This window comes from Rhodoferax sp. LB1P47, assembly GCF_056521445.1.
On the sequence record NZ_JBWMAU010000003.1, the window covers coordinates 37677 to 52273 of the forward strand.

Below are 14597 nucleotides of genomic sequence, written 5' to 3' on the forward strand. Positions count from 1 at the left end.
CGTCAGCAGCGCTCAACTTTTGATGGCCTTGTAGCCAATATCGCGGCGGTACTGCATGCCGTCGAACTGGATGCCACGGGTGACTTCGTAGGCATGCTGCTGCGCCAGCTTGACGTTGTCGGCCAGCACGGTTACGCACAGTACCCGCCCACCCGAGGTGGAGACGACATCGCCATTTTTTACCGTACCCGCGTGGAACACCACTGCATCGTCGGCATTTTTAGGCAGCCCTGTGATGGCATCGCCCTTGCGCGGGGTCATGGGGTAGCCGTGCGCGGCCAGCACCACGCCCAGGGCAATGCGGCGGTCCCAATCCAAGGTCACTTGGTCTAGTTTTCCGTGCGGTCCTGGCTCGGTGGCGGCCCACAACACCTCGAACAGGTCGGATTTCAACCGCATCATCAGCGGCTGGGTTTCGGGGTCGCCCAGGCGGCAGTTGAATTCCAGCGTCTTGGGCTTGCCCTTGGCATCAATCATCAGGCCGGCGTACAAAAAGCCGGTGTAGGTGATGCCGTCTTTTTCCATGCCCTTGATGGTGGGCAGAATAATTTCGCGCATGGCACGCGCATGCACATCGGCCGTGACCACCGGCGCGGGGGAATAGGCACCCATGCCACCGGTGTTAGGCCCACAGTCACCGTCGAGCAGGCGCTTGTGGTCCTGGCTGGTGGCCAGGGGAATCACATTTTTGCCATCACACATGACGATGAAGCTGGCCTCTTCACCTGCCAAAAACTCTTCAATGACGACGCGCGCGCCACCTTCGTTGTGGCTCACACCCAGGGTGTTGTCCAGCAGCATGAAGTCTATGGCCTCGTGGGCTTCGGCCAGCGTTTGTGCCACCACCACACCCTTGCCAGCGGCCAGGCCATCGGCTTTGACGACGATGGGCGCCCCCATCTTCTCCACATAAGCATGGGCCGCCACAGGATCGGTAAAAGTGTCGAATTCGGCCGTGGGAATCGCATGCCGCTGCATGAATGCCTTGGAAAACGCTTTCGAGCTTTCCAGTTGCGCAGCCGCCTTGGTGGCACCAAAAATCCGCATGCCGTGGGCACGGAATTCATCCACCACACCCGCTGCCAGCGGGCCTTCGGGGCCCACCACGGTCAGCGCAATGCCTTCGGTCTGGGCCCATTGGCGCAACGCTTGCACATCGGTAATGGGAATGTTGATGAACTGGTCGTCCAAAGCCGTGCCGCCGTTGCCGGGGGCCACGTAGACCTGGCTCACGCGGGCCGAGGTGTTCAGTTTCCAGGCGAGGGCATGTTCGCGGCCACCGCCGCCAATCACTAATATTTTCATAATCCAGCGTTGTGAAAGACTTCTTGGACATCGTCCAGGTCTTCGAGCACATCCAATAGTTTTTGCATTCTTTCGGCATCTATGCCGCTAAGGTCGATGGTGTTGTCGGCGCGCATGGTCACTTCGGCCAGGTCCGCTTTAAAGCCTGCGGCTTCCAGCGCCAGTTTGATTTTTTCAAAGTCGGCGTAGGCGGTCAGTACCTCAATGGCACCGTCATCAAGGGTAATGACATCTTCGGCACCGGCTTCCAGGGCCACTTCCATGAGCTTATCTTCGTCGGCACCGGGGGCAAAAATGAGCTGCCCGCAGTGCTTGAACTGGAACGCCACCGAGCCTTCGGTGCCCATGTTGCCGCCGTATTTACTGAATGCGTGGCGCACTTCGGCCACGGTGCGCACGCGGTTGTCGGTCATGGTGTCCACGATGATGGCTGCGCCGCCGATGCCGTAGCCTTCGTAGCGAATTTCCTCGTAGCTCACGCCTTCCAGCGTGCCGGTGGCTTTTTCGATGTTGCGCTTCACCGTATCGGCGGCCAGATTGGCGGCCTTGGCTTTTTCCACCGCCAGGCGCAGGCGCGGGTTGATGCTCAGGTCACCACCACCCAGTCGCGCGGCCACCATGATCTCGCGGATCACGCGGGTCCAGATCTTGCCCCGCTTCTCATCCTGGCGGCCCTTGCGGTGCTGAATATTCGCCCATTTACTGTGACCAGCCACAAAAATTCCTTGTCAATTGATTTACTCTAAGGCCAGATTTTACTTACCCAGAATTTACGCAAATCCTCTGTGCGCCTGTAAGGCGACACAGACGAAGCCGCGTAAGGGCTACTACCATTTCTTGTCAGGACTCTCGCCATGGCCGAACCCATCTTAATCGCCAAAAATGCCACCACCACCTGCGAGCTGCTCCCTGCGTTGGCCAACCGCCACGGTCTGATTACCGGGGCCACCGGCACTGGCAAAACCGTCACGCTGCAAACTCTGGCCGAAAACTTCTCCAAGATCGGTGTGCCGGTGTTCATGGCCGATGTCAAAGGCGACCTCACCGGCATCAGCCAGGCCGGCCGCATCGGCGACAAGCTGGCCGGCATTTTGAAAGAGCGCGGCATCGAGCAACCCAAATCCCTGGCCTGCCCCACCACCCTGTGGGATGTATTTGGCGAGCAAGGCCACCCGGTGCGGGCCACCGTGTCCGACATGGGCCCGCTGCTGCTGGGCCGCATGCTGAACCTGAACGACACCCAGGGCGGCGTGCTCAACATGGTGTTCAAGATTGCCGACGACCACGGCCTGCTGCTGCTGGACCTGAAAGACCTGCGCGCCATGCTCCAGTACGTAGGCGACAACAGCAGCGAATTCACCACCCAGTACGGCAATGTGTCGGCCGCCAGCGTGGGGGCCATCCAGCGCGGCCTGCTGCAAATTGAATCGCAGGGCGGCGACAAGTTCTTTGGTGAGCCGATGCTCAACATCAGCGACTTCATGCAGACCGTGGACGGCCAAGGTGTCATCAACATCCTGACCGCCGACAAGCTGATGAACGCCCCCCGCCTGTACGCCACCTTTTTGCTGTGGATGCTGTCCGAACTATTCGAGCAGCTCCCCGAAATCGGCGACCCCGAGCAGCCCAAACTGGTGTTCTTCTTCGACGAAGCGCATCTGCTGTTCAAGGACGCGCCCGCCGCCCTGGTGGAGCGCATCGAACTGGTGGTGCGGCTGGTGCGCTCCAAGGGCGTGGGCGTGTACTTTGTGACGCAAAACCCGCTGGACATTCCCGACACGGTGCTAGCCCAGCTGGGCAACCGGGTGCAGCACGCTCTGCGCGCCTTCACCCCGCGTGACCAAAAAGCCGTTAAGGCTACGGCGCAAACCATGCGGCAAAAGCCCGGGCTGGACATCGAAGCCGCCATCACCGAGCTGGCCGTGGGCGAGGCGCTGGTCAGCCTGCTAGACGAAAAAGGCCGCCCCAGCATCACCGAACGCGTGTTCGTGCTGCCGCCCGGCAGCCAGCTCGGCCCTATCACCCCGGCGCAGCGCCAATCGTTGATCGCCAACTCGCTGGTGGCCGGCGTGTACGAGAAACTGCTAGACCGCGAATCCGCCTTTGAAAAACTCAAGGGCCGGACTGAGACCACCGCCGCCAACGCCTCGGCACCCGCGCAAGCACCCACCCTGCCCGGCATGGCCCCACCCGCTACGGCGCAAGGTGGTGGCCTGATGGGCGGGCTGAACGACATTCTGTTTGGCACCACCGGCCCACGCGGCGGCAAGCGCGACGGCCTGGCCCAGACCATGATGAAGTCCGCCGTGCGCACAATGGGCACCAAAGTGGGGCAAGAAATTTTGCGCGGCGTGCTGGGCGGTATCTTTGGCGGCAGGCGCTAAAAGCGGGGGCTTGGGCACATAGCCTCGCCCCGCACCCGGTTACTTCTTCACAAACGTGCGGATCGCCTCTTTGCCCACGGCTGCGTCATCGGTAAAGAAGCCGTCGATCCCCGCCTGCAAAAAGGTCTGTATCTCGGTGACGCTGTCGCCACGCAGGGTGATGTCGGTGATCGGGGCCTTCTTCAAGCTGGTGGGCAAAAAGTTGTTTTCTGGCCGCAGGGTGTAGATGTGCACCGCCAAACCGGCTGCCTTGGCATTACCCACCAATGCCGTTGGCAACCCCAAATTGCCGCTCACCAGCGGAATCACCATGTCTTTGCTCGGCCCAATGGCGTTGGCGTAGGTGGCCACCTCCTTCAGACCTGCCGGGGTAATCACGTCCGCATAGCTGCGGGTTTCGCCCGCACCCGCCGCCACAAAGTCATACGGGCGGCCACTGGACGACAGCAGTTGCACGATGCGCGCCGTGGTCATGGTGCGCATCTCTTTCAGGTTGGACACCTCGAATGACTGGATGAACACCGGTGCCTCTTTCGAGTTCCAGCCATTCGCCACCAGCACATCCACCAGGCGCTTCTCCAGCGGCAAACCAATCGACTTGAAGTAAGTGGGGTGCTTGGTTTCGGGGTAGATGCCAATCGTGCGGCCTGTCTCGATCGACTTGGACTTGGCCAGGTCAATGACCTCCTGAAAGGTGGGCACCTGGAACTGGCCGTTGTAGGCCACGTTGGCCGGGCGGATGGCCGGAATACGCTCGCGGGCACGCAGGGTTTTCAACTCGACCAGCGTCAGGTCTTCGGTAAACCAGCCGGTAATGGCGTTGCCGTCAATCGTTTTGGTGGTTTTGCGGGATGCGAACTCGGGACGGTCCACGATGTCGGTGGTGGCCTCGCGTACCGAGCCATCGGTGTTCAAAATAGCAATCGCGTTCTCGTGGCGGGCCACCAGCACGCCGTCCTTGGTGCTGACCAGATCGGGTTCGATGATGTTGGCACCGTCTTCAATCGCCTGGGTGTAAGACGCAATGGTGTGCTCGGGGCGCAATGCGGGTGCGCCACGGTGGCCGATCAACGTCGGCACCGGTGGCCACTCGGCGGGCGCATCGTTGGTGCTGCCACAGGCCGTCAGGGCCATGCCAGAGACAAGGCCGACTGCGGCAAGCTGGAGATAGGTTGTATTTTTCACGGTGACTCTCTTTTGCCCATGCGCGGGCCGTGCGCTGCGGGATATCCGCCGCGTCAGCGCCAATGTAGGGCGGCGCAATGAAGGTTTTTTGACACACCTCCCATTCGCACTTATTCACCGCCGACTCGGCATGCAAAATGCATAGCGTGTACCCAACTTGTTGCATTCTTTGAGGATCCACTTTATGCCCGCTGATATCGCCACTGGCCCATTGGCTCCCGCGCAGACCAGCCACATCCGCCTCACCTCCCACTCCAGCGGCTACGGCGCACTACCCATCCGCTGGGCCGCCGCCAGCGCCGCCGAGCGCGGCCCGGTGGTCGGCACTACCACCAAGCGCGCCCACCGCAACGTCATCGGCACGCACAGCGGCAGCTACAGCATCTACCGTGCGCTGGCCGTAGCCTCGGGTGGCCTGTCGCCGCAGCACAGGGCCGACCTGACCAACACCATGCCCACCGACATCATCGGCCCCTACCCGCAGTGGAGCGAGCCGGGCCGCATCGTGGCCATGGACCCCTGGGGTGCCACGGTAGCCGAGGTGTTTGCAGGGGAGCTGGCAGCGGGTTACGACATCCGCCCGACCATCGCCGTGACCCAAGCCCATGTGATCCTGCCCGAGGTGATCGAGGCGCTGCAATCCGGCCGTCTGGTGGCCGATGGCAAATTCCTCACCGCCGGTGGCGCGGCGATGGTCACCAAGGTGGCAGTGGAGCCGGTGTGGTTTCTGCCCGAAGTGGCCAAGCGCTTTGGCTGCTCCGAGGCCGATCTGCGCCGCGTGCTGTTTGAGGAAACCGGTGGCATGTACCCCGAACTGGTCACCCGCAGTGACCTGGAAGTGTTTTTACCGCCCATCGGTGGCTTGACGGCCTACATCTTTGGCAACCCCCGCGATCTGGCCAACCCCGAGGTCGAACTCACTGCCCGCGTGCACGACGAGTGCAACGGCTCGGACGTGTTCGGCTCCGACATCTGCACCTGCCGCCCGTATCTGACGCACGCCATCGAAGAATGCATCCAGGGCGCGCAGCGCGGTGGCGTGGGCCTGGTGAGCTACTTTCGCAAGGAAGGCCGGGCTTTAGGCGAAGTGACCAAATTTTTGGTCTACAACGCCCGCAAGCGCCAGGTGGGCGGCGACACCGCCGACCAGTATTTCAACCGCACCGAATGCGTGGCCGGGGTGCAAGACATGCGCTTCCAGGAGCTGATGCCCGACGTGCTCAACTGGCTGGGCATCCGCAAAATCCACCGCCTGGTGTCGATGAGCAACATGAAATATGACGCCATCACCCGCGCCGGTATCGAGGTGGTGGAGCGCGTGAATATTCCCGAACACATGATCCCCGCCGATGCGCAGGTAGAAATGGACGCGAAAATGGCGGCGGGCTATTTCACCCCCGGCGCCGTGCCGGATGCCGAAGAACTCAAAAAGGCCAAAGGCCGCGAATTGACTAAATGACTACAAATTTAATAGCTACTAGCGCAGATGCAGTAAGCGCTAGCACCCTATTACGCTCTACAAAAACCGTGCGGGCGCGGGCCCAGGGCCTGTTGGCCCGTGCCCGGGCGGGCGACTCGGCCTACTTCAGCGTGGTGGATGCGGCGCTGGCCCCCACCGCACAGCTGGTGGCCGAGGTCACCCGCAAGAACTATCCCGACCTGGATATCCCGTACCACAGCCGCTGGCGGCATTTTGAGGCGGGCGGCGTGAACCGCATCGACCAAATGACCGAAGAGCTGGGCAAAGTGTCCGTGGCCAAGCGGGCTCGGGCGCAGATCGACCTGGCCATCGTCAGCGTGCTGCTCGACGCAGGCGCGGGCCCCGACTGGAGCTACACCGACCCGCGCACGGGGCAAAAACTTAGCCGCTCCGAAGGCCTGGGCGTAGCCAGCTTCAACGCCTTCACCAAGGGCTTGTTTTCCAGCAAGCCCACCCAGCCCTGCCAGGCCGATGCGCTGGGCCTACAAGCCCTTACCTCCCGCCAGTTGGGCGATGCCTTCCAGGTCGGCGTGGAGAACCCGCTGGTCGGGTTGGAAGGCCGCGCCGCCTTGCTGCGCCGACTGGGCGAGGTGGTTGCCGCCCAGCCCGAGGTGTTTGGCGGTGCGGGTGGCCTGTGCCGTCCGGGGCGCTTGTTTGACTACCTGGTGCCTACCGACGTCGAAGAACCCACGGTGGCGGCGCACGACATTCTTTCTACACTTTTAAGCACGCTAGCGCCCATCTGGCCTGCACAGAATGCTATTAAAACTGATGATGGAGCCGAGATCGCACTGGGCGACTGCTGGCAGCACAGCGCCGTGCCCGGCGAGGGTGCATCTGCGGGCTGGATGCCCTTCCACAAGCTGTCCCAGTGGCTCACCTACTCGCTGCTGGAGCCGCTGGAATGGGCCGATGTAACCGTTACCGGGCTGGACGCACTGACCGGCCTGCCGGAGTACCGCAACGGCGGCCTGCTGCTGGATGGTGGCGTGCTGGTGCTCAAAAACCCGGCGCTGGCCAGCCAGGTGCAAACCGCAGGTGATGAGTGCATCGTCGAATGGCGGGCCCTGACCGTCGCCCTGCTGGACGAACTGGCCCCACTGGTCCGCGCCGAGCTGGGCCTGACTGCTGCACAAATGCCCCTGGCCTGCGTGCTGGAAGGCGGCACCTGGGCTGCAGGCCGCGTACTGGCCCAGCGCTTGCGTGGTGGAACACCACCGCTAAACATCGCCAGCGATGGCACTGTTTTCTAATCCAAATCGAAGAAAAAATCATGAGCAACGTCCACCTGATCAACCACCCTTTGGTGCAACACAAGCTGACGCTGATGCGCCGCAAGGATGCCAGCACCAACACCTTCCGCCGCCTGCTCAATGAGCTGAGTTCGCTGATGGCCTACGAGGTCACCCGCGACATGCCGATGCAGGACGTAGAGATCGAAACCCCGCTGGAGACCATGACCGCCAAGGTGATTGACGGCAAGAAGCTGGTGTTTGTGTCCATCCTGCGGGCGGGCAACGGCATTTTGGAGGGCATGCTCAGCGTGGTGCCGGGCGCACGCGTCGGCCATGTGGGCCTGTACCGCGACCCCAAGACGCTTACGGCGGTGGAGTACTACTTCAAGATGCCCAAGGACATGCAAGAGCGCGACGTGGTGATCGTGGACCCCATGCTGGCCACCGGCAACTCGGCCATCGCGGCGGTGGAGCGGCTGAAGGAACTGAACCCAAAGTCGATCAAATTTGTGTGCCTACTGACCTGCCCCGAGGGCATTGCCGCCCTGCAAGCGGCGCACCCGGATGTGGCGATTTATACCGCCGCCATCGACCGCCAGCTCAACAGCCACGGCTACATCGTGCCGGGCTTAGGGGACGCGGGCGACCGTATTTTTGGAACACAATAAGCTTCTAGCGCTTATTACATATGCACCAGCAGCTATCTTAAATATAGTAGCTGGATGCCTGTGGGTCCTTGCCTTCGGCCACCAGGCCGCCGGTCGAATGCGTGTCGGCCACGCTGAGCCAACGCACGGCGTTGCGGCCGCCATGCTTGGCGGCGTAGAGGGCTTTGTCTACGGTATCCAGCAGCCGCGTCTCGCTGCACACCACGCCACCAGCACAGGTGGCAGCCCCTAGGCTGATGGTGATGTGCTGGGCCACCTGCGAGCGGGTGTGCTCCAGGTGCAGGGCAGCCACGGCCTGGCGCACTTTCTCGGCGACGCGGCTGGCCCCGGCCTGGTCGCAGGACGGCAGAATGATGATGAACTCTTCACCGCCATAGCGGGCAAACACGTCGGAGAGCCGGTTCAGCTGCGACTGCACCGCACCCACAATGGCTTGCAGCACCCGGTCGCCCGCCGGGTGGCCGTAGGTGTCGTTGAATTTTTTGAAATAGTCCACGTCCAGCATTACCAGCGACAGCGGGTTTTTTTGGCGCTGGGCACGGCTGAGTTCAATGCTCAGCTTCTGATCGAAGTATTTGCGGTTGTAGATGCCGGTGAGGCCGTCAATCACCGCCTCGCGCGAGAGCTTTTCTGACAGCGATTGCAGCACCCGCTCGCGCTTCACAAAGCTACTGGTGTCGGTGATCTGGAGCATCACCAAAAAATCGTCCGAGCCCGCGTTGTCGTAGCGTACCGGCACCAGCGTCAGCGACTGCGGCATGCGCTGCTGCGGGCCTTTGGATGCATCTTCGGGCCGTTGGTAGAGCGGCAATGGCGTGCGGTGCAGCACGTTAGACAACACCACCGGCAGCTTGTAGGTGAGCACGTTTTTCAGGGCGCTGATGAAGGACAACGCCAGGCCATTGGCAAACACCGACTCCAGCGTGCAACCCAGCGCAGCCTGCGCAGTGATGCCGCTGTGGCGCACCACCCAGGCGTTCCACAACAGCACTTCACCACGCGGGTTAATGGCAATCAGCCCGCTGCCCAGGGCGTCCACCATCTGGGTCCAAGGCAGCAGCGTCTCGATGGGACTGGTAGGCATACAGGCCGTGGACACGTTGGAAGTGGGGTTCAAATGCGCGACAAAAATGCGTCCAGGGCGCTGACCAGGCCCTCTAACGAACTGGCGCTGAGCAAAAACACCAGGTAGCCCTGGGTGTCTCGCTTCTCAATCGTCAGGTCGATGTGCAGCACCAGTACCACCGGCTGGCTTTCATCGGACAGCAACTTGCTGATGACCGAATCGGCCTCGTCAACCGAGTATTCGGGCAGGGTGCTGCTCAGATCGATACCCAACATGTCGGCAATGGCCGACAAGCAGGCATTCAAAATCACGTTGCCCAGCTCGCACATGGCCTCGTGCTCAAAGTCCACCAGGTCTTCCACACTGACCTGGGAACCGAGCATTTCCTGCACGATCTCCATGGCTTTTTCTTCGCGAAACAGCAGCGTGGCATCCAAACTGAAGGGGCCTCCGAAACTCTGCCGCACCGCACCCAAACGCCCACCATCCAGCGACAAAACATCGGCACTGACCTCGCGGCGGTCATAGAACTGGATACGTGGAACCGACAGCAGCACCTCGTCGCCGACGATCTCGCTCAGGCTGGCTGCGGCTTGGCCCGCGCCCACGTTGAAGACCTCGGTAAGCGCATCCTGTTGCAGTTCAGATAGGGTAATCACGTAGTGCTTTCAAAAAAGGCGAGCGCCTCAGTCACGCTTTTGTCGCTCACCGGTTTGGCCACAAACTTTACACCCAGCTCGGCCGCGCGGGTTTTTTGACTCTCTTGGATATTGGCGGAAAACAGCGATAACCGCAGCTGGGGGTGGTCGCGCACCAGTTGTTCAGCGGCATCGGTCCCAAGCATGCCAGGCATATTGATGTCCATGGTGCAGTAAGTGAAGGACTGGGTCGCCGCCAGCTCCAGCGCTTCGGCGCCGGTTGATGCCTCTACCAGCGTCCAATCGGGGCGCTTGGCCAGCACCAGCGTGCGAATCATCATGCGTGAAACCCGGCTGTCATCAACGATCAACAGCGTAGTGGTGGAATGGGTGGTGGAGGTCATGGTCGAAAGCCTTTAACGTGGGGCAAGCTTCATGGCTCGGGGGCTCTGCACCCAAGTCCCTGAAGGTGAGGGCATAAAAATGGTTGTCGCTGCAAGTCGCATGCTTGTGTCTGGATGTTACCAATCCATTACACCGAACAGGCTGTGCCATGTAAAAATTAATCCATTTGAAATACTGCCCATGCTCGACCTCCTCGTCACCCGCGCCACCCTGCCCGATGGCCGTACCGGCATGTCAATCGCTGTACAAAATGGCCGCATCACCGAAGTCAGTCCCGGCCTGAGCGTCCCAGCCCACCAAACCATCGACGCTCAGGGCTTGCTGGTCAGCCCGCCCTTTGTCGATGCCCACTTCCACATGGACGCCACGCTAAGCTACGGCTTGCCGCGCGTCAACCAGAGCGGCACCCTGCTGGAAGGCATTGCCCTCTGGGGCGAGCTGAAACCTGACCTGACCCAGGAAGCCCTGGTGCAACGTGCCCTGGCCTACTGCGACTGGGCGGTGGGCAAGGGCCTGCTAGCCATCCGCAGCCACGTTGATATCTGCGACCCACGCCTGCTAGCTGTAGAGGCGCTGCTGAAGGTGAAACACCAGGTTGCCCCCTACCTGGATTTGCAGCTGGTGGCATTTCCGCAAGACGGTGCTCTGCGCGACCCACAGGCCATGGACAAGCTCAAGCGCGCGCTCGACATGGGTGTGGACGTGGTCGGCGGCATTCCCCACTTCGAGCGCACTATGGCGGAGGGTGCCTTGAGCGTAAAACTGCTGTGCGAGCTGGCCGCCGAGCGGGGCTTACTGGTCGATATGCACTGCGACGAGTCCGACGACCCGATGTCGCGCCACATTGAAACCCTGACCTTTGAGACCCAGCGCCTGGGCCTGCACGGCCGCGTCACCGGCTCGCACCTCACCTCCATGCACAGCATGGACAACTATTTTGTGAGCAAACTGCTGCCGCTGATGGCCGAGGCGCAGATCCATGTAGTCAGCAACCCGCTGATCAACATCACCCTGCAAGGCCGGGGCGACAGCTACCCCAAGCGCCGGGGCATGACCCGAGTGCCTGAGATGCTGGCCCACGGCCTGACCGTTGCCTTTGGCCAGGACTGCGTGATGGACCCCTGGTACAGCCTGGGGAGCAGTGACATGCTGGAAGTGGCCAGCATGGGTCTGCACGTGGCCCAGATGACCAGCCAGTCCGCCATGCGCCAGTGCTTTGCAGCCGTGACCACCAGCCCGGCCAAGATCATGCAGCTCGACGGCTATGGTCTGGAGCCCGGCTGCTGGGCCGACTTTGTGCTGCTGCAAGCACTTGACCCGGTGGAAGCCATCCGCCTGCGCGCCACCCGGCTACAGGTGTTCAGGCGCGGCAAACTGCTGGCACAAACCCCGGCCCAGACCGCACAGCTGCACTTACCAGAACGACCAAGTGAGACGGACTGGATGCTGCGTAAGTCCTAATACCGCTATACAGCACTCTCAAACACGGGGTGCAGCGCATCCAGCCAGCCCTCTAGCTCGACCGCATCAATGTGCAGATGCGCCATACAGGCCTCGCCAAATTGTGCCCACTCCTGCGACTCTGGACTGGCCTCGTGCAGGGTTACTAAATGCTCGGCCACCAAAGACATGGCCACCAAATTACGCACCTCGGCCGGAATACTGGCAGCGGACAAAATGTTGAAGTCGTGGTGCAAGCGCACTGCGGCAGTGACCAGCGGGGGGAGCTTCCAGGTCTTGGCGACCAGCGCGCCGACTACCGCATGGTCGGTCTTGTGAGCGGCATTTTCGGTGGCGGTAAAGCTGCGGTCTTGCCGGGCCATCGCCTCGGCCAACGTGCCGGCATAGCCCTTTACGCCCTGCAACATCACCGGAATGCCCACATGGCAAAACAGGCCGCAGGTTTGCGCAATATCGGGGTCCACACCGTACAGATGGCGGGCGATATAGGCCATCGCCATCGACCGGCGGGTCGATGTTTCCCAAAAGTGCGCCAGCAAAGCCGAGTTGACCGGTATTGCGCTGCGGGTAAAAAACCCGGTCAACACCGCCACCGTCTGCTGGATTCCCAGCATGGCGATCGCCTCGCCCACCGTGCCTGCGGGACGGGAGCGGGCAAATAATGGGCTATTGGCGTAACGGATCAGCGCTGCGGCCATCGCTACGTCCTGGCTGGCAATGCGGGCAATGCTGGCGGGGTCGGGGTCGCCGCCCTGCACTTCGCGTTGCAAGGCTACCAGCAGCTCCGGGCAGGGAGGAATCACGATATCGCGCACAGCACCCCGGGTTCTTTCGGTTTCAAGCTCTTGGTCGATGTCAGCAAGTTGCATGGTGGTTCCTTATAGCGGCCAATTATGCCGGGCAGAATGCGCCAAACGGGCCGCCGGCTGAGGCTAGAATCAGAGGGTCAGGAGAGAGTTTTCCCCGAGAAAACCGCCGAAGGCGCAGGACCCCGCAACGTGGGTCTGAACGCTCAGGCAAAAGGACTGACAAACGCTTTTACAAGCGTCTCCCCCTGGAGAGAAGCCCGCCCCTGAGCGGGTTCACCGAAGGCGCAACCCGCAGTCGGCCTGCACCACCGCAAGGCCCGCCCGGCGAATCGCTCAGGTACAACGGACAGAGGGGGCCACACATGGTTTTTCTAAAACCATGATTTCCTGTGTGCCCTCTGAAAGAACCGCCATGTCCGATTTACGTCTCACGCCGCTCAACGCCCTGCACCTGGAACTCGGTGCGCGCATGGTGCCCTTCGCGGGCTACAGCATGCCGGTGCAGTACCCCGCTGGCCTGATGGCCGAGCACCACCACACCCGCACGGCAGCGGGCCTGTTCGACGTATCCCACATGGGCCAGTTGCGACTGGTGGGCGCAGACGCAGCAGCCGCGTTTGAAACCCTGGTCCCCGTGGACGTGATCGACCTGCCCGTGGGTAAGCAGCGCTACGGCCTGCTTTTGGGCGACGACGGCGGCATCCTCGACGACCTGATGTTCTTCAAGCGCGAGGCCGACATCTTCGTGATCGTCAACGGGGCCTGCAAAGTGGCTGACATTGCCCACATCCAGGAAAAAATCGGCCAGCGCTGCGAAGTCATCCCCCTGCCGGAGCTGGCACTGCTGGCGCTGCAAGGCCCACAGGCCGTGGATGCCTTGGCGCGCCTGGCCCCCGGTGTGGAAAAGCTGGTGTTCATGACTGGCGGCCACTTCGATGTGGCGGGCATTCCCTGCTTTTTGACACGCAGCGGCTACACCGGCGAAGACGGGTTTGAAATCTCCGTCCACAGCAGCCAGGCCGACGCCCTGGCCCGCGCGCTGCTGGCCCAGCCCGAAGTCAAGCCCATCGGCCTGGGCGCCCGCAATTCACTGCGCCTGGAAGCCGGGCTGTGCCTGTATGGCAACGACCTGGACACCACCACCACGCCGGTGGAAGCAGGTCTGAACTGGGCCATCCAGAAAGTGCGACGGGCCGGTGGTACGCGCGCTGGTGGTTTCCCGGGCGCTACCAAAATACTAGCTACCATCGCAGGTGGAATAAGCGCTACAACGCGAAAACGCGTCGGACTCGTAGCCCTGGAACGCATCCCCGTGCGCGAGCACACCGCCCTGCAAGACACCGCAGGCAAGCCCATCGGCGAAGTCACCAGCGGACTGCTCGGCCCCACGGTGGATAAACCTATTGCGATGGGCTATGTGACCCCGGAATGCAGCGCCATTGGCACCCGCGTGAACGCCATCGTGCGAGGCAAAATCGTGCCGATGGAAGTCGTATCCATGCCGTTCACCCCCAACCGCTACTTTCGCGGCTGATTTCAATTTTTTACAGGAGCAACCCCATGACGATCAAATACACCGAAGACCACGAATGGCTGAACATCGAGGGCGACACCGCCACCGTCGGTATCACCCACCACGCACAAGACGCACTGGGTGACGTGGTGTTTGTCGACCTGCCCGAAGTCGGTGCTACTTTTGCCCAAAAAGACGTGGCCGGCGTGGTCGAGTCGGTCAAGGCCGCTGCCGATGTCTACATGCCTGTGTCCGGCGAAATCACCGAGGTGAATGAAGCCCTGCGCGCCGACCCGGCTCTGGCCAACACCGACCCACTGGGTGCGGGCTGGTTCTTCAAGGTCAAGCTGTCGGACGCATCGCAAATTGCGGCGCTGCTCGACGAAGCGGCCTATACCGCCTTCAGCGCCTAAATTCCCCCTCACCCCAACCCTCTCCCGCCCGTCTC

General features: G+C 61.8%; 14 protein-coding genes and 2 riboswitches. Of the genes, 7 read left to right on the forward strand and 7 right to left on the reverse strand.

The features are described from left to right. Nucleotides 1–12 precede the first annotated feature (12 nt). Both purD and AC0969_RS05650 read right to left on the reverse strand, forming a co-directional pair. Complete coding sequence (purD, locus tag AC0969_RS05645) at nt 13–1305, reverse strand: phosphoribosylamine--glycine ligase (RefSeq protein ID WP_479623162.1); 1293 nt, start codon at nt 1303–1305, stop codon at nt 13–15. Then, entirely contained in the window at nt 1302–2021 is a 720-nt protein-coding gene (locus AC0969_RS05650) for a YebC/PmpR family DNA-binding transcriptional regulator (protein WP_479623163.1), read from the reverse strand. Before AC0969_RS05650 ends, purD begins: the two co-directional genes overlap by 4 nt. Nucleotides 2022–2159: 138 nt before the next feature. Between AC0969_RS05650 and AC0969_RS05655 the strand changes: the two genes are divergently transcribed. Beyond that, the gene (locus AC0969_RS05655) at nt 2160–3689 is read left to right on the forward strand and encodes a helicase HerA-like domain-containing protein (protein ID WP_479623164.1); all 1530 of its coding nucleotides are present in this window, start codon (nt 2160–2162) and stop codon (nt 3687–3689) included. Nucleotides 3690–3728: 39 nt separating this feature from the next. Here the strand turns inward: AC0969_RS05655 and AC0969_RS05660 are convergent, their stop codons facing one another. Beyond that, complete coding sequence (locus AC0969_RS05660) at nt 3729–4823, reverse strand: glycerophosphodiester phosphodiesterase (protein ID WP_479623352.1); 1095 nt, start codon at nt 4821–4823, stop codon at nt 3729–3731. A gap of 235 nt (nt 4824–5058) precedes the next feature. Between AC0969_RS05660 and AC0969_RS05665 the strand changes: the two genes are divergently transcribed. From AC0969_RS05665 to upp, 3 genes are read left to right on the forward strand one after another with little or no spacing between them, the layout of a single operon-like run. Then, on the forward strand, nt 5059–6333 hold the full coding sequence (locus AC0969_RS05665; protein WP_479623165.1) for a GTP cyclohydrolase II: 1275 nt from the start codon (nt 5059–5061) through the stop codon (nt 6331–6333). After that, a complete protein-coding gene (locus tag AC0969_RS05670; RefSeq protein ID WP_479623166.1) occupies nt 6330–7607 on the forward strand; it encodes a URC4/urg3 family protein in 1278 nt (425 codons plus the stop codon). The genes AC0969_RS05665 and AC0969_RS05670 overlap by 4 nt, the downstream gene beginning before the upstream one ends. A gap of 20 nt (nt 7608–7627) precedes the next feature. Then, a complete protein-coding gene (upp, locus tag AC0969_RS05675; RefSeq protein ID WP_479623167.1) occupies nt 7628–8257 on the forward strand; it encodes a uracil phosphoribosyltransferase in 630 nt (209 codons plus the stop codon). A gap of 37 nt (nt 8258–8294) precedes the next feature. On the opposite strand, the gene AC0969_RS05680 is transcribed toward upp, so the two are convergent. Genes AC0969_RS05680 through AC0969_RS05690 form a run of 3 tightly spaced genes read right to left on the reverse strand, consistent with a single transcriptional unit; the run spans nt 8295 to nt 10365 of the window. Beyond that, the gene (locus AC0969_RS05680; protein WP_479623168.1) at nt 8295–9341 is read right to left on the reverse strand and encodes a diguanylate cyclase; all 1047 of its coding nucleotides are present in this window, start codon (nt 9339–9341) and stop codon (nt 8295–8297) included. 29 nt (nt 9342–9370) lie between these two features. Next, entirely contained in the window at nt 9371–9982 is a 612-nt protein-coding gene (locus tag AC0969_RS05685) for a chemotaxis protein CheC (protein WP_479623169.1), read from the reverse strand. Beyond that, nucleotides 9979–10365: a response regulator transcription factor gene (locus AC0969_RS05690; protein WP_479623170.1), complete on the reverse strand. Its 387-nt coding sequence runs from the start codon at nt 10363–10365 to the stop codon at nt 9979–9981. The genes AC0969_RS05685 and AC0969_RS05690 overlap by 4 nt, the downstream gene beginning before the upstream one ends. A 181-nt stretch (nt 10366–10546) precedes the next feature. Here AC0969_RS05690 and AC0969_RS05695 point away from each other — a divergent pair, with 181 nt between their 5' ends. After that, on the forward strand, nt 10547–11827 hold the full coding sequence (locus tag AC0969_RS05695) for an amidohydrolase family protein (protein WP_479623171.1): 1281 nt from the start codon (nt 10547–10549) through the stop codon (nt 11825–11827). 5 nt (nt 11828–11832) lie between these two features. Here the strand turns inward: AC0969_RS05695 and AC0969_RS05700 are convergent, their stop codons facing one another. Further along, a complete protein-coding gene (locus AC0969_RS05700) occupies nt 11833–12696 on the reverse strand; it encodes an HDOD domain-containing protein (protein ID WP_479623172.1) in 864 nt (287 codons plus the stop codon). 68 nt (nt 12697–12764) lie between these two features. Next, a riboswitch (glycine riboswitch) is annotated at nt 12765–12865 on the forward strand. A gap of 6 nt (nt 12866–12871) precedes the next feature. Next, nucleotides 12872–12996, forward strand: a riboswitch (glycine riboswitch). Nucleotides 12997–13048: 52 nt separating this feature from the next. Between AC0969_RS05700 and gcvT the strand changes: the two genes are divergently transcribed. Together gcvT and gcvH are read left to right on the forward strand one after the other, a co-directional pair. After that, the gene (gene gcvT / locus AC0969_RS05705) at nt 13049–14170 is read left to right on the forward strand and encodes a glycine cleavage system aminomethyltransferase GcvT (RefSeq protein WP_479623173.1); all 1122 of its coding nucleotides are present in this window, start codon (nt 13049–13051) and stop codon (nt 14168–14170) included. Nucleotides 14171–14196: 26 nt separating this feature from the next. Then, nucleotides 14197–14562 carry a glycine cleavage system protein GcvH gene (gcvH, locus tag AC0969_RS05710; protein ID WP_479623174.1) on the forward strand — a complete coding sequence of 122 codons (366 nt, stop codon included), beginning with the start codon at nt 14197–14199 and terminating at the stop codon, nt 14560–14562. Nucleotides 14563–14597: the final 35 nt, after the last annotated feature.

Coding starts and splice junctions, on each gene's coding strand:
- purD (WP_479623162.1), bottom strand. CDS start 1,305: ATGAAAATATTAGTGATTGGCGGCGGTGGCCGCGAACATGCCCTCGCC.
- AC0969_RS05655 (WP_479623164.1), top strand. CDS start 2,160: ATGGCCGAACCCATCTTAATCGCCAAAAATGCCACCACCACCTGCGAG.
- AC0969_RS05660 (WP_479623352.1), bottom strand. CDS start 4,823: ATGGCCCTGACGGCCTGTGGCAGCACCAACGATGCGCCCGCCGAGTGG.
- AC0969_RS05665 (WP_479623165.1), top strand. CDS start 5,059: ATGCCCGCTGATATCGCCACTGGCCCATTGGCTCCCGCGCAGACCAGC.
- AC0969_RS05670 (WP_479623166.1), top strand. CDS start 6,330: ATGACTACAAATTTAATAGCTACTAGCGCAGATGCAGTAAGCGCTAGC.
- upp (WP_479623167.1), top strand. CDS start 7,628: ATGAGCAACGTCCACCTGATCAACCACCCTTTGGTGCAACACAAGCTG.
- AC0969_RS05680 (WP_479623168.1), bottom strand. CDS start 9,341: ATGCCTACCAGTCCCATCGAGACGCTGCTGCCTTGGACCCAGATGGTG.
- AC0969_RS05690 (WP_479623170.1), bottom strand. CDS start 10,365: ATGACCTCCACCACCCATTCCACCACTACGCTGTTGATCGTTGATGAC.
- AC0969_RS05695 (WP_479623171.1), top strand. CDS start 10,547: ATGCTCGACCTCCTCGTCACCCGCGCCACCCTGCCCGATGGCCGTACC.
- AC0969_RS05700 (WP_479623172.1), bottom strand. CDS start 12,696: ATGCAACTTGCTGACATCGACCAAGAGCTTGAAACCGAAAGAACCCGG.
- gcvT (WP_479623173.1), top strand. CDS start 13,049: ATGTCCGATTTACGTCTCACGCCGCTCAACGCCCTGCACCTGGAACTC.
- gcvH (WP_479623174.1), top strand. CDS start 14,197: ATGACGATCAAATACACCGAAGACCACGAATGGCTGAACATCGAGGGC.